We start from the raw sequence: 14,078 nt of genomic DNA, 5'->3' as shown, positions 1-14,078 counted from the left end.
GGACGGCGTTAAATAATCAGAAAGCGGCAGCGCTTAGTCGGCTGCTTCTTCCTTCTTGGCTTCTTCACCGGTTTCCTGATCGACGACTTTCATCGACAGGCGAACCTTGCCGCGATCATCAAAGCCCAGCAGTTTGACCCAGACTTCCTGACCTTCCTTCAGAACATCCGATGGATGGTTCAGGCGGCGATTTTCAATCTGGCTGACGTGCACAAGGCCGTCGCGCTTGCCGAAGAAGTTCACGAAGGCGCCGAAATCGACGATCTTCACGACTTTGCCTTTGTAGACTTTGCCTTCTTCCGGCTCGGCCACGATCGAATGGATCATGTCGTAGGCTTTCTTGATCGCGTCACCGTTCGGGCTGGCGATTTTGATGATGCCGTCGTCGTTGATGTCGACCTTGGCGCCGGAGACTTCCACGATCTCGCGGATGACTTTACCGCCCGAGCCGATCACTTCACGGATCTTGTCGGTTGGCACCTGCATCGTTTCGATGCGTGGGGCGTGAACCGAGAAGTCGGAAGTTTCGGAAAGCGCCTTGTTCATCTCACCCAGGATGTGCATCCGGCCAGATTTCGCCTGTGCCAGAGCTTTCTCCATGATCTCGGGCGTGATGCCTGCGACCTTGATGTCCATCTGCAAGGACGTAATGCCGTTTTCGGTGCCCGCCACTTTGAAATCCATGTCGCCAAGGTGGTCTTCGTCACCGAGGATGTCCGACAGGATCGCATAAGAGCCGTCATCTTCCAGAACCAGACCCATAGCTACACCAGCCACAGCCGACTTCAGCGGAACGCCCGCGTCCATCATCGACAAGGAGCCACCGCAGACCGACGCCATTGACGAGGAGCCATTGCTTTCAGTGATCTCGGAAACCAAGCGCACGGTATATGGGAAGTCGGTTGCCGCAGGCAGAACCGCCTGAAGCGCGCGCCATGCCAGTTTACCGTGACCGATTTCGCGACGGCCTGTGAAGCCGAAACGACCAACTTCGCCGACCGAGTATGGCGGGAAGTTGTAGTGCAGCATGAAGTTCGAGCGGTAGGTGCCCGACAGCGCGTCGATCATCTGTTCGTCGTCGCCGGTGCCAAGGGTGGTTACGACCAGACCTTGGGTTTCGCCGCGTGTGAACAGCGAAGACCCGTGGGTCCGTGGCAGGATGCCTGTTTCAGCAACGATATCGCGGATTTCATCCGTTGCGCGACCATCGATACGACGGCCATGCTTGACGACGTCGCCGCGCAGCACTGCTGATTCCAGTTTCTTCAGAGCCGACCCAAGGTTTTCGTCCTCAAGCTGTTCTTCCGAAAGTGCTGCTTTGATCGCGTCGCGGGTGGCGCCAACGGCTGTTGTGCGTTCCTGCTTGTCGGTGATCGCGTAAGCCGCACGCATCTGATCTTCTCCAGCCGCTTTGACGGCAGCGAACAGGTCGCTGTAGTCTGGGGCTGCGAATTCAAACGGCTCTTTTGCAGTGTCTTCGGCCAGATCGATGATCAGGTCGATGACGGGCTGGATTTGTGCGTGGGCAAAGTTGACCGCGCCCAGCATTTCTTCTTCTGTCAGCTCATAGGCTTCGGACTCAACCATCATGACGGCGTCTTTGGTGCCTGCAACAACCAGATCGAGACGCTGCTCGGGGTTGTTCTTCAGCTCGTGCATGTCGTCGACGGTTGGGTTCAGGATGTAGTCGCCATCTTCAAAGCCAACACGCGCACAGGCAATTGGGCCCATGAATGGTGCGCCGGATATAGTCAGCACGGCCGAAGCGGCGATCATTGCGACGATGTCTGGATCGTTGACCAGGTCGTGCGAAAGCACGGTGCAGATAACCAGAACTTCGTTTTTGAAGCCGGGCACAAACAGCGGGCGGATCGGACGGTCAATCAGACGCGATGTCAGCGTCTCTTTTTCCGTTGGACGCGCTTCGCGTTTGAAAAAGCCGCCAGGGATTTTACCGGCGGCATAGTATTTCTCGTTGTAGTGAACGGTCAGCGGGAAGAAGTCCTGTCCGGGCTTCTGGGATTTCGCGAACGTTACGTTGGCCATGACAGAGGTCTCGCCATAAGTGGCGATCACCGAACCGTCGGCCTGGCGGGCAACTTTGCCCGTTTCCAGTGTCAGCGTTTCTTCGCCCCACTGGATGGATTTTTTCACTTCATTGAACATCTATGTGTTTCCTCGATGGGCCAATCTCGGCGGTCCGAGTGCCCGATTAAATGGCGGCCCCATTGCCGCCGACCCCTTTTATCCTTGCATGCGCCAGGGTCGAAGCGTCACGTCTCAGATGCGCGCGCCCTACAGGAAAACGCACGCTTTGGAAATGGGTATTCGTAAATCTGGCGGAACTGAATTGTCCCGGCCACGATCAGAGGGGGTCGTTCGTGGCCGGGGTTTGGCGGCATTAGTCAATCAGACCAAGCCGCCGCATGGCAGGAAGAAACCGGTTGCGACGCTCGACCGGAGCGAGCGTCGCCATCGCCACGCAATATTTTGAGCAGCTTTTGACGGTTTTGACATTGGCCCTGCGCAGGATCGCGTCAGCAATGCCACGGCCATTCAGTGATTTTGTCTCTACGATGAAGCGGTCTGGAGCGACGGAACTGTCGGCACCGTCGCGATTGAACCTGAGTGAGCCATCGATTGTCATCCGTTCGCCCCCTTCGCGCGCAACTAAAGTTGTGCGCACATAGGTCATGTCGATGGCTGGCTCGAGTTCGGGTTCGGCTTTCATTTCGGTGTCGAAGGGATCATCATAGTGATCGTTGATGACGCTGGAGATGTGAGTGCGCAAAGCCCCGTCCAGACGGTCGACGCGACCGGACGAAATTGGCAAGCGCTTCTTGATCGTTTGACCGCGTGCCGCCTTCAGTTTGACCTCGACAAAGGAGATGCCCGCGTCGACGTAGTTTCTTACCCGAACCTTGAAGCGTTTGCGCTTGCCGTTGTGGTGGTCGAAGTAACCATCGCTATCCAACGAGTCGAAGTAGCGGGTTGAATACGTGAAGCTGCGTTGGCCTTTGATTTCCAGAACATCGAAATGTTCGGCCAGGGTTGGCAAGACGTCAGCCAGCTCGGCACCTGAGACCACGTATTTCTGGTCGATCCTGTCCAGCATTGCGGCCTTACTGTTCAGGTCATCAAGGCTGATGGGGGAAAACGTATCGAATACTGGCTGCATCACTTTTTCGCCCCCAGCTCGCGTTCGCCTTCATAGTAGACGTCGATCATCGCAAGTTCGTTGACGTAATTGATGGATCGCACACGGTAGGACATGACGCTGACGCCAAAGCGTTCGGCCAGTTCTTTGCGCATGCGCTCCGGCGAAGCGAAGATGTGGGGGTCAATGCGGTCAAGCGTCACTTTCATCAGTACGGTTGAACGCATGAATTTTGGGTGGTCGATCAGATAGACTGCAATGAGCAGGATCGTGACAATGCCAATAACAAAATTGTGCGTGGTGCCGATGACTGAACAGATCACCGCTAATCCGACGGCGCCGAAGAAGTAGCTGATTTCGATTTTGTCGATTTGTTCCGAGCGAAGCGAGAACAGGGCGAGAATGGCAAAAAGTCCAAATCCTGCGGCCAGGTTAAATTCGACAGCCGAAAGCACCGAAAGGACGCCGAAAGAAAATATGTTAAATATTGCGGCTGTTGTAGCGAGTTCTTTGTCGCGGTGGCGACGATAAAACATGCCAAAGATAAAAATCAGCATTGCGACAATATTGATGACGAACCGAATGGCCAGTTCGGTAAACGGGTCGTCGATAGCGAGTGTCATGTGCAGAGTCCTCGGGTTTTTATTGTTGAGGAGGTCGTGGGTAAGGCGACCGTCCATGAGGTTTGTCATGGCACCGTTACAAAACTGTGATCTATATAACTTTGTATTAAGCCCCGCTTTTAAACGGAAGTTTATGCAGAAAATCGCCTATGGATCGGGTATTTCCGCCATTTTTCAGAATGTTACCTGGTGTTCATCTTTATTGACATGTGGCGTTCATCCCTAATTTTTGTGCCGATTAAACGATGGAGTTCACTAGTAAGCGCTAACATTAATGCAGGATGAATAAGCGTGGTTTTTTGGTGCTTTTCGGGGGGTCGAAAGGGAATAAAGCTGTCACGATTCGTTGCGATTTGGACAGCTTTCGGTTGAGGTGTTCGGCGCTGCGGCCTTTGGACGCGAGGGACTGGCGAATGCCGTAAGTGGGGCCCTATATGCGTGCTGAGTTCAACTCATAGACAGGTGTAGTATCATGATTAAGTTTGCCGCAGTTTTGGTTGGCGCAGTAGCTTTGGTTTCGGCCATGGCGGTGCAAGCCAGTGACATGAAAGTTTCCGACCCGGTCATTCACAAGGCGTTCGACAAGGCCCGCGCTGCTGGCGGCTACATGATGATCGAAAATGCGGGCAACGCCGACGATAAACTGGTCGGTGTTCGTATCGAAGGCCGTATGGCGATGATCCACGAAAGCCGCGAGAAAGATGGCATCATGGAGATGGCCCATGTCGACGAGATTGCGGTGCCAGCCGGTGGCATGGTGATGTTCAAGCCGGGTGGTTACCACGTAATGATCATGGGTTTGACTCCGGGTGAGCTGCCTGAAGGCGAGATGGTTGACGCAGTGCTGGTGTTTGAAAACGCAGGCGATGTGCCGATCACGTTTATGGTCACCAAGCCCGAGATGGGGCATGGGGCGCATACGGGGCATGCGACAACGAATTGAGGGAGTGATGTCTGAAGTCAGCGCCTATGGGTCCAATTAGGTTAATTTGATAAGAGAGTTTTGTTGGCTCATCGTAACCACTGAGGAGTGGGACATGAGACAGACAACTGGAACTCGCAGGAGCCCCGGCGAGAAGATCGTCAAAGAGATCAAGCGCGCGACGCGCAAACAGTATTCGTCAGAAGAGAAGATCCGGATCGTGCTGGATGGCTTGCGTGGCGAAGACAGCATTGCTGAGTTGTGCCGTCGTGAGGGAATATCTCAAGGTATCTACTACAAATGGTCCAAGGACTTCATGGAAGCTGGCAAACGGCGGCTTGCTGGAGATACGGCGCGTGCGGCTACGACCGACGAAGTCAAGGACCTGCGCCGCGAAGCCCGAGACCTGAAGGAGGTCGTTGCCGAGCAAACACTGGAACTGCGTCTTCTCAAAAAAAGCATGACCGGCGGTGGGGGCGACCAAGAATGAGGTATGCTGCATCTGAGAAGTTGGAGATCATCCGGCTTGTTGAGGGGTCGCATTTGTCTGCTCGTCGAACATTGGCAAAGCTGGGCATCCCCCGCACCACATTTTACCGTTGGTATGATCGGTATCGGCAGCGCGGCGACGCTGGCCTTGTGGATCAAGCGCCTAAGCCCAGACATGTCTGGAACCGCATCCCCGACGAAGTCCGGCGCAAGGTCGTCAAGCTGGCGCTGCAGGAGACGGAGCTGTCGCCGCGCGAACTGGCAGTGACGTTCACGGATCGGGAGCGCTACTTCGTCTCGGAATCTTCAGTCTATCGGGCCCTGAAGGCCCACGATCTGATCACCAGCCCGGCCTTTATCGTGCTCAAGGCGGCAAACGAGTTCAAAGACAAGACCACTGCGATCAACCAGCTTTGGCAAACCGACTTCACCTATCTCAAAGTGCTTGGCTGGGGCTGGTTCTATCTCAGCACAATCCTGGACGACTACAGCCGCTACATCATCTCGTGGAAACTCTGCACGAACATGCGGGCAGAGGACGTGACGGACACCCTGGATTTGGCGCTACAAGCATCAGGGTGCGATCAGGTTCACGTCATCCACAAACCCCGCCTCCTCAGCGACAACGGGTCCAGTTACGTCTCTGGCGATCTGGCTGAATGGCTGCAGGACAAAGGCATGAAGCATTCTCGGGGCGCACCATATCATCCCCAGACACAGGGCAAGATCGAGAGGTGGCATCAAACCCTGAAGAACCGCATCCTATTGGAGAACTACTTCCTTCCGGGAGACCTCGAAACCCAGATCGAAGCCTTCGTCGATCACTACAATCACAAGCGCTACCACGAGAGCCTGAACAACGTCACACCCGCCGACGTCTACTTCGGGCGTGACAAAGCCATTCTAAGACAACGGGAAAGGATCAAACGAAAGACGCTCGAAGCGCGGCGCTTGCATCACAGACAGCGCGCCGCATAATAACATCAACCAGACGAGCCAAACTCTTTACTTGTTTAAGCAACTCTTGGTTCCCAAAACCCTGACGACGGACACTTTTATTGGTCGCTTTTTGTGCAGGCTGACCGCTTTGCCGTCGCGCAACCCTTCACCGAAGGACAGGCGCAAGATCCCATGCCGTGGCGTAAAATTGCTGGCCTGTCTTTACCGTTCATTGGGTCACTTCTTACGCTATTGGTTATCCTGTTTCGAATGGACTACGCACCGGAATTCGCGGCCGCAATGGGCGTTGTTGTTGCTTTCATTTTCGCCGTTCTTCGAAGCCCTAAAGAGGCATTGGACGTTCGCGTAATTTCGAGCACAATCGTCAGTGCGGGTCTGGCAGCTTCTGGGTTGGTTGTTATGGCAGCCAGTGTTGGAATCATTGTCGGCGTAGTCAATGCGACCGCTCTTGGCGTGACATTCACGATAATGATATCCAGTCTTGCGGGTGCCAGTTTATTACTGGCGCTGGTTGTGGCCGCCGTCGCTTCATATTTTTTAGGTATCGGACTTGCCACCACGGCGGTCTATGTCGTCTGCGGAACATTGATTGCACCGTCATTGGTTGAACTTGGCTTGACGCCTATCGCGGCGCATCTTTTTGTCTTTTATACAGCGATGTTGTCCATGATCACACCGCCGGTCGCCATTGGATGTTTGGCGGCCAGCTCGCTTGCCGGGGCGAATTTTATCAGAACTTCGATGTTTGCAGTCCGATTTGGTTGGCTGAAATTCGTGCTGCCCTTTATTTTCGTCTACTCGCCTGAATTGCTCATGATAGGCTCGCCGATCAACATTGTGGCTGTGATCATCTCGGTCGCAATTGGCATTGTATTGTTCACGAATGCACTGTCCGGGTATGGCCCACGCCGCCTTACAACTACCGCGCGGATAACCCACCTTGTGTGGGCGATTGCCGTTGCCCTGCCGTTTTTGAGTATCTGGGCGCGATTTGGATTAGCGATGCTGGCACTGCCCGTTTTGATGGGGGCAATGCCTTATGGCGCAACTTGGATCAAAAAAGCTAAAAGCGCCAAGCAAACGTAAATGAGTATTTCTTTGAATGCCTAATCGAAACTATAATTCGGAAGGTAGACTCATTTCGTTATTTCAAAACCAGTCCTGAGATCATTCGCCAAGCGGCAATGATGTACGTCCGATTTCCGCTATCGCTGCACAATGTAGAAGTTCTTTTACACAAGCGCGGCATCGATATTAGCCATGAGACGATTAGATATTGGTGGAATAAAATTGGCCCAATATTTGCAGCGGAAATGCGGCACAGGCGCGTTAATCAGATGCATGCACCTTTCAACTGACAGGGGCACCTCGACGAGGTTTTTGTGAAGATCAACGGCGAGAGCGAGCAATGCTAATGTTTCGAAGATTACTGTCCCTGCAAAAATTCGTCGCTGTCCATTCTTCAATCCACAACCACTTCCACCAAGTGCGCCACCTCTACTCACGAACTAATTTCAAACTTAACCGAACCGCCGCCCTCTCAAAGTGGCGGCAACTTTGTTCTGCATAGGTTCCTGAATTTGGCTTCAAACTGAGACTGGTTCGAATTTGTCTGACAGTATCGCCACTGAAATCAATAGCCGCCATTAGTTCGATCCAATTTAGAATTCGGTAACTGGCCGACAGCTCGCAGCCCTATAACAGACACTGTCATTCGAATTAAGCGCTCTCCCTGTAGATGCTTTGTGCACCTCATCCGGGCCGTTAGATTGGCCGTTCATCGTATCAGTTGACGTTTGTGGAATGCTCTATCACTGTGTGATTCAGGCCGATGGGTCTTAAGCACTGCATGTGCTTGTTATAGCGCTGAAATAATAGGGCCCGATCTTGTCACTGTTTATTATCGTAGCTTTACCTTTCCTCGGCGCATTGCTTCCTGGGGTAATGAATTCAGCCGGTCGCGCAGCCTGTGCCGGAGTTACGTTCACAGTTTCGCTGATTGCGTTTGTTGGATTGCTTACGAACTTTCCTGCGATACTGGCCGGAGAGGTTATCACGGCGCGGGTCGATTGGATGCCCGCTTTAGGGTTGAACTTCACCCTTATGCTGGACGGGCTTGGATTCTTCTTTGCATTCCTCATTCTTGGCATCGGTCTTTTGATCATTGCTTACGCAAGACACTATCTCAGCCGCGACGATCACATGGGAGAGTTTTTTACCTATTTGCTGCTGTTTCAGGGCGCGATGGTTGGAATTGTCCTAAGCGATAACGTATTGCTTTTGTTGGTGTTCTGGGAGCTGACTTCGCTATCTTCTTTTCTGCTGATTGGCTATTGGAAGCATCTTCCAGCAGGTCGGCAAGGCGCACGAATGGCACTAACAGTGACGGGTCTGGGTGGCCTTGCAATGATTGCCGGAATGCTGATTCTCGGGCAGATCGTCGGAAGTTACGAGTTGAGTGTCATTCTAGAAAATCGCGAAGCGATTCAGGCGGACCCGCTCTATGTGCCGGCGTTGTTGTTGATCCTGCTTGGGTGCTTCACCAAGTCGGCTCAATTCCCATTCCATTTCTGGCTGCCGCACGCCATGGCTGCGCCAACGCCAGTGTCGGCCTATTTGCACTCGGCTACGATGGTGAAGGCAGGCATTTTCCTGATGGCGCGCATGTGGCCTGTGTTGTCCGGCACGACTGAATGGTTTGTTATTGTCACTTCCGCCGGACTCATAACAATGGTGTTGGGCGCTGTGATTGCGCTGTTCAAGCATGACCTGAAAGCACTGCTTGCCTTTTCAACTGTCAGCCACCTTGGGTTGATCACAATGTTACTGGGGACCGGCACGGCGTTCGGCGCCATGGCCGCCGTTTTCCATATTCTTAATCACGCGACATTTAAGGCCGCTCTCTTTATGTCGGCTGGGATCGTCGATCATGAAACTCACACCCGGGATATCCGCCGACTTGGCGGACTTCGAACATTGATGCCGGTGACGTTCATGATTGTTGCCTTGGCGGCATTGTCGATGGCGGGCATCCCATTTCTGAATGGATTCTTGTCCAAAGAGATGATGTTGGAGGAAACCACCCATACTGTCCTCTTCGGCAGCAAGTGGCTGGTTCCGGTGTTGGCGACAGTTGGGTCGCTGTTTTCCGCCGCATATTGCTTCCGCCTCATTGGGCATGTGTTCCTGGGCCCTGTCCGGGATGACTATCCGTCCAAACCGCACGATCCTAACCCGGGCATGTGGCTCCCGCCGTCAATACTGGTCGTTCTTGTTGTTGTTATTGGCGTCGCCCCATTTCTGGCAGAACCATTCGTGGTGCTTGTGACATCGGCCTTGCTTGGAGGTGAAGCGGAATTACCCAAGGCGCATCTGAAGATCTGGCACGGATTAGTGCCCGCGCTTTATATGTCAATTGTTGCGGTGGTCGGCGGCTTACTGTTGCTGACGGTATTCAAACCATTGTTACGTTTCTGGGAGACGACACCACGCCCAGAGGCCAAGGTCATATTTGAGGGCATCGTTGAAGCCGCTGCACGGCTTGCACGCGCAGCAACATTTGGTGTGCACAACGGAGCGTTCACGCGCTACGCCGTGATTGCAACAGCTGCCATAATCGTTGCGGGTTACTTTGGATGGGCGACGGGAACTGTTGCGGATGCCACTCGGACACCGCAAGTCGCCGGAGCAGTGCCAATTGCCGGTTGGTTTATGTTGGTGGCTGCGACTGCCGGTCTGGTCGTCATGCACCGCGACCGCTTTCTGGCCCTTATCTTGATCGGGATCGTTGGACTAATGGTGTCGATCGGCTTTGTGTTCCTCAGCGCTCCTGACCTTGCCATGACGCAATTTACGGTCGAAGTGGTGACGATCATCTTGCTCTTGCTGGCGCTTAATTTCCTGCCGAATACCACGCCCGTGGAAAGCAGCCTGCTGCGTCGGGTGCGAGATGCCGGTGTTGCTTTGGCAGGGGGGCTGACAACCTTTGGTTTGGCGTACCATTATCTACTTCGGGACGCGATAACGACGCCGATCTCTGAATTCCACCTGGCGAATTCATACAAGGGCGGAGGCGGTACAAATGTGGTGAATGTGATCCTGGTCGATTTCCGGGGTTTTGACACCTATGGCGAGATCATAGTCCTGGGGATTGCAGCCTTGATCATTTACGCCTTGACCGAGACGCTCCTGCAAGGGCCAGTGCGAGCCCGCCTTTTGAATCGCATCCCGGATCAACCGCGGGCAGGTGACATGCACCCGATGATGATGGTCGTTCTGACGCGGGTCATGATGCCTATAGTACTATTGGTTGGATTTTACATTTTCCTGCGCGGTCACAACGAACCCGGTGGCGGATTTATAGCCGGATTGGTCGTCTCGATTGCCGTGGTCATGCAGTATATGGCCAGCGGATTTGCTTGGACTTCAGCGCGATTAAGATACCCCTACCATGGCGTAATTGGTGCTGGGGTATTGGTTGCCGGTTTAACCGGAATAGGAGCCTGGTTCGTCACCAAGCCATTCCTGACATCCAGCTTCACCTATGTGCGCATTCCGCCGTTCGACAAGTTCGAGTTAGCAACAGCCGCACTCTTTGATCTTGGGGTGTTCCTTGCCGTTGTGGGTGCCGTAATGCTTTCGCTGGAAAGTTTCTCGCGCCTGGCGCGCCGTGCAAACACACCTGATGCTGAATATCCGATGGATATTGATCCTTCACGAGATGATCCGCCAGGCAAAGGTCTCGATCCAGTTGGGGGGGAGGGCTGATATGGAATTGCTTGTCGCCTCCGCCATTGGAGTCATGACTGCAGGGGGCATTTACCTTGTTCTGAGGTTGCGGACATTTCCGGTCATTTTGGGTATTTCGCTTTTGACCTATGCCGTGAATGTATTTTTGTTTGCTTCCGGCAGACTCACCATCGGCGCGTCGCCGGTGCTGGTAGACGGTGTTACGGTCTATACTGACCCGCTGCCTCAGGCCCTGGTGTTGACGGCAATTGTTATCTCGTTTGGGATGACGGCTGTCGTGGTCATGATCGGCTTGGGCGCGTTTCTGGGATCGAACGATGATCATGTAGATGACCAGCCTGAAGAACCTGAGACCGGATCAGAGGGCCAATCATGACCCACTGGATCCTTGTCCCGATCATTCTTCCTGCTTTGGTCGCGCCATTCATCGTGCTGGCTGCCCGCAATCACATCGGTATTCAACGTGTCATATCGCTGACCGGTGTCCTGGCTTTGGTGGGGATTGCGCTGGGCCTTGCTCTGCGAGTCTCGGACGGCACAGTGTTACTTTATCAACTAGGCGATTGGGCAGCGCCGTTTGGCATTGTCGTTGTTGGTGACCGGCTGTCGACAATGATGGTTCTGCTGACCTCTGTTATGGCCTTTTTCGTGCTGCTCTATGCCATTGGCTCGGGATGGGATAATCGCGGGCGGCATTTCCATGCCCTGTTCCAATTCCAAATGATGGGTATTTTAGGCGCGTTTCTGACGGGTGACCTTTTTAACCTTTTCGTGTTTTTCGAAGTGTTGCTGATCGCATCATACGGATTGATGATCCATGCTGGAGGTAACGCGCGTCTGCGGGCAGGGGTCCAGTATGTGTTGTTTAACCTCATCGGGTCGACCCTGTTCCTGTTTGCTCTTGGGTCGATCTATGCGGAAACTGGCACACTCAACATGGCGGATCTGGTCGAACGCGTGGCCCTAATCGATCCAAGTGAAACCGTAGGCATTCGGGTTGCGGCAGCTTTGCTTTTGCTGGTTTTTGCCATCAAGGCTGCGGTGGTTCCGCTGCATTTCTGGTTGCCGTCCAGTTACGCAGAGGCGCCAGCGCCGGTCGCTGCGCTCTTTGCGATTATGACCAAGGTGGGCGCCTATGCCATCATCCGCGTTTACACGATGATCTTCCCTCCCGATCTGGATGTCACGGCTGGTCTTCACACAATCTGGTTGCTGCCAGCCGCACTAATCTCTCTTGCCATTGGTATGGTCGGCGTCCTTGCCGCCAAAAAGTTGAATCGCCTCGTCGCATTTTCCATCATCGGATCGATGGGAATGGTGATGGTGTCGATCTCGCTATTTACTCCGTTGGGAATTGCGGCGGCTCTATATTATATCGTGCATTCGACGTTGGCCGGGGCCGTGCTGTTTCTGATTACAGATCTGGTCCGGACTGGACGCGGCAATGTTGATTTGACGTTGCAGCCGCCCTTGGCGGGCACCGCCCTTACGGCGGGCATGTTCTTTGCCGGGGCCATTGCAATGGCCGGGTTGCCGCCGCTTTCTGGCTTCCTAGGGAAGTTGCTGGTTCTCGACGCCGCATTTGCAAACGATCAAATGGCTTGGATCTGGGTAATCGTCTTAAGCGCCAGCTTAATAAGCATTCTGGGTTTCGCTCGTGCTGGCAGCCTGGTGTTCTGGAAAGCCCACAGTGACGAAATCGACGGAGAATCGGATGAATTCACGCGTCCAGCACCGCTTGCCTATGTTGCAGTCGGTGGATTGTTCGCGCTGTTGATCGCCCACACGGTTTTCGCCGGTCAGATGCACGGCTATGCCAAACTCATGGCAGCTGATCTATTTGCGCCGGATGAATACATTTCAACTGTATTGGATACTCCTGGCAAGCTCAGCAAACCGACGGAGGGGCACTGATATGGCACGCGCAGTCCGCTGGTTGATCCCGCATCCATTGCTGACCTTCATTCTGGCGGTCGTCTGGACCTTGCTGCAGAACCAAGTTTCGGCGGGCATGGTCGTCTTCGGCATAATCCTGGGGATCATAATTCCTTGGATGACCTCGATCTGGTGGCCGGACAAACCCAAAGGTATCCGCGTCGGCAAGATGGTGGTTTATGGCTTCATTGTCATTTGGGACATTCTGGTTGCTAACGTGCAGGTCGCGTGGATTGTTCTGACCGTTCCGAACTCTAAGCTGAAGCCAGCCTGGATCGTTATTCCATTGCAGTTGAAAGAGCCCGAGGCGATTACAATTCTTGCCGGGACAATTACGCTGACGCCCGGAACGGTTTCCGCGGATTTGTCGGACGAAGGTCACAGCCTTTTGGTTCATGTTCTTCACACCGATGACCCAGATGGGGTCCGTGACGATATCAAATCGCGATACGAGCGTCGCTTGCTGGAGATATTCGCATGACATTCGCCGTGGGATTTCTGGAGTTAGCCATAGTCATAGCCTTTTTGGCGCTGGCTCTTGGTCAGGTTCTGTCAATGGTCCGCCTGGTCATGGGACCGACGACAGGTGATCGTATCCTCGCATTAGATACGATGGTCATAAATGCATTGGGATTGGTTGTCGTATTGGGCATTCATCAGGGTGTTAAGGTTTACTTCGAGGTTTCGCTTCTTATCGCCATGCTTGGATTTGTTTCAACGGTAGCGTTGGCGCGATTTACTCTACGGGGGGACATCATCGAATGACCTTGGCAACAATTGCGACATTCGCTGCGGCTATATCACTGTTAGTTGGCTCAGGATTCGTTTTGGTGGGCGTGATCGGACTTTTGAAGTTCAATGACCCCATGACGCGTCTCCATGCGCCGACAAAAGTTGGAACAGTCGGAATTGGCATGCTCTTGGCGGCGTCGATCTTAGTTGCTTTGGCGTCAGGAGATCCTTCAATCCACGAATTGCTGATTATGGCTTTTCTGTTCGTGACAGCTCCGGTTTCGGCAAATTTCATTGCGAAGGTGAACATTCACAAACGCACTTGCGACACACCGCCATTACCTCCGCAGGACGATACATGGTCAACTTTGAGTTCGCCGGATGTCGAACCGGAATGAGTTCCGTATGTTAAGCGATTTTAATCGCCGGGCGCTTCGTTTGACATTCTGAACACACATGGGATTGCGCTCTGGTTCGTCGGCTCCTATCCGTGTTGCCGGTCAAGTAGCCT

General features: G+C 53.6%; 12 protein-coding genes. 9 read left to right on the top strand and 3 right to left on the bottom strand.

The window, feature by feature from the left end; all coding sequences use genetic code 11:
* Positions 1-33: 33 nt before the first annotated feature.
* The 3 genes from pnp to GKR98_12125 all read right to left on the bottom strand — a co-directional run bounded on the left by pnp (position 34) and on the right by GKR98_12125 (position 3,714).
* Positions 34-2,166, bottom strand: a complete 2,133-nt coding sequence (gene pnp, locus GKR98_12135; protein QMU58880.1) for a polyribonucleotide nucleotidyltransferase — start codon at positions 2,164-2,166, stop codon at positions 34-36.
* Between the two features lie 235 nt (positions 2,167-2,401).
* Positions 2,402-3,178 (bottom strand): VTC domain-containing protein, encoded by a 777-nt coding sequence (locus tag GKR98_12130; GenBank protein QMU58879.1) that lies wholly within the window; start codon positions 3,176-3,178, stop codon positions 2,402-2,404.
* Positions 3,178-3,714 (bottom strand): DUF4956 domain-containing protein, encoded by a 537-nt coding sequence (locus GKR98_12125; GenBank protein ID QMU60079.1) that lies wholly within the window; start codon positions 3,712-3,714, stop codon positions 3,178-3,180. The genes GKR98_12130 and GKR98_12125 overlap by 1 nt, the downstream gene beginning before the upstream one ends.
* Positions 3,715-4,252: 538 nt before the next feature.
* Here GKR98_12125 and GKR98_12120 point away from each other — a divergent pair.
* The 9 genes from GKR98_12120 (at position 4,253) to GKR98_12080 (ending at position 13,965) form a co-directional block, all read left to right on the top strand.
* Entirely contained in the window at positions 4,253-4,723 is a 471-nt protein-coding gene (locus GKR98_12120) for a copper chaperone PCu(A)C (GenBank protein ID QMU58878.1), read from the top strand.
* Between the two features lie 94 nt (positions 4,724-4,817).
* Positions 4,818-6,169 (top strand): IS3 family transposase gene (locus tag GKR98_12115; protein ID QMU58877.1). Its coding sequence is split into 2 segments (ribosomal slippage): positions 4,818-5,153 and positions 5,156-6,169, totalling 1,350 coding nucleotides; the frame shifts between segments, so codons are not numbered across the junction.
* 153 nt (positions 6,170-6,322) lie between these two features.
* Positions 6,323-7,237, top strand: coding sequence for a TRAP transporter large permease subunit (locus GKR98_12110; GenBank protein ID QMU58876.1), 915 nt, complete (start codon positions 6,323-6,325; stop codon positions 7,235-7,237).
* Between the two features lie 801 nt (positions 7,238-8,038).
* Complete coding sequence (locus tag GKR98_12105) at positions 8,039-10,918, top strand: monovalent cation/H+ antiporter subunit A (GenBank protein QMU58875.1); 2,880 nt, start codon at positions 8,039-8,041, stop codon at positions 10,916-10,918.
* A 1-nt stretch (position 10,919) separates the two neighbouring features.
* Positions 10,920-11,276: a Na+/H+ antiporter subunit C gene (locus tag GKR98_12100; GenBank protein QMU58874.1), complete on the top strand. Its 357-nt coding sequence runs from the start codon at positions 10,920-10,922 to the stop codon at positions 11,274-11,276.
* Positions 11,273-12,814, top strand: coding sequence for a monovalent cation/H+ antiporter subunit D (locus GKR98_12095; protein QMU58873.1), 1,542 nt, complete (start codon positions 11,273-11,275; stop codon positions 12,812-12,814). The genes GKR98_12100 and GKR98_12095 overlap by 4 nt, the downstream gene beginning before the upstream one ends.
* A gap of 1 nt (position 12,815) precedes the next feature.
* Positions 12,816-13,316 carry a Na+/H+ antiporter subunit E gene (locus GKR98_12090; GenBank protein ID QMU58872.1) on the top strand — a complete coding sequence of 167 codons (501 nt, stop codon included), beginning with the start codon at positions 12,816-12,818 and terminating at the stop codon, positions 13,314-13,316.
* Positions 13,313-13,600 (top strand): K+/H+ antiporter subunit F, encoded by a 288-nt coding sequence (locus GKR98_12085; protein QMU58871.1) that lies wholly within the window; start codon positions 13,313-13,315, stop codon positions 13,598-13,600. The genes GKR98_12090 and GKR98_12085 overlap by 4 nt, the downstream gene beginning before the upstream one ends.
* Entirely contained in the window at positions 13,597-13,965 is a 369-nt protein-coding gene (locus GKR98_12080) for a pesticidal protein Cry5Ba (protein ID QMU58870.1), read from the top strand. The genes GKR98_12085 and GKR98_12080 overlap by 4 nt, the downstream gene beginning before the upstream one ends.
* Positions 13,966-14,078: the final 113 nt, after the last annotated feature.

The sequence above is a fragment of the Boseongicola sp. genome (assembly GCA_014075275.1).
Taxonomy (GTDB): Bacteria; Pseudomonadota; Alphaproteobacteria; order Rhodobacterales; family Rhodobacteraceae.
The sequence above is the reverse complement of the archived record's forward strand: the minus strand, read 5'-3'. Positions and strand labels throughout refer to the sequence as shown.

Bases quoted from the DNA above. Each gene is read 5' to 3' on its own strand.
- pnp (QMU58880.1), bottom strand. From the start codon at position 2,166: ATGTTCAATGAAGTGAAAAAATCCATCCAGTGGGGCGAAGAAACGCTG.
- GKR98_12125 (QMU60079.1), bottom strand. From the start codon at position 3,714: ATGCTGATTTTTATCTTTGGCATGTTTTATCGTCGCCACCGCGACAAA.
- GKR98_12080 (QMU58870.1), top strand. From the start codon at position 13,597: ATGACCTTGGCAACAATTGCGACATTCGCTGCGGCTATATCACTGTTA.
- GKR98_12100 (QMU58874.1), top strand. From the start codon at position 10,920: ATGGAATTGCTTGTCGCCTCCGCCATTGGAGTCATGACTGCAGGGGGC.
- GKR98_12120 (QMU58878.1), top strand. From the start codon at position 4,253: ATGATTAAGTTTGCCGCAGTTTTGGTTGGCGCAGTAGCTTTGGTTTCG.
- GKR98_12095 (QMU58873.1), top strand. From the start codon at position 11,273: ATGACCCACTGGATCCTTGTCCCGATCATTCTTCCTGCTTTGGTCGCG.
- GKR98_12130 (QMU58879.1), bottom strand. From the start codon at position 3,178: ATGCAGCCAGTATTCGATACGTTTTCCCCCATCAGCCTTGATGACCTG.
- GKR98_12110 (QMU58876.1), top strand. From the start codon at position 6,323: ATGCCGTGGCGTAAAATTGCTGGCCTGTCTTTACCGTTCATTGGGTCA.
- GKR98_12085 (QMU58871.1), top strand. From the start codon at position 13,313: ATGACATTCGCCGTGGGATTTCTGGAGTTAGCCATAGTCATAGCCTTT.
- GKR98_12090 (QMU58872.1), top strand. From the start codon at position 12,816: ATGGCACGCGCAGTCCGCTGGTTGATCCCGCATCCATTGCTGACCTTC.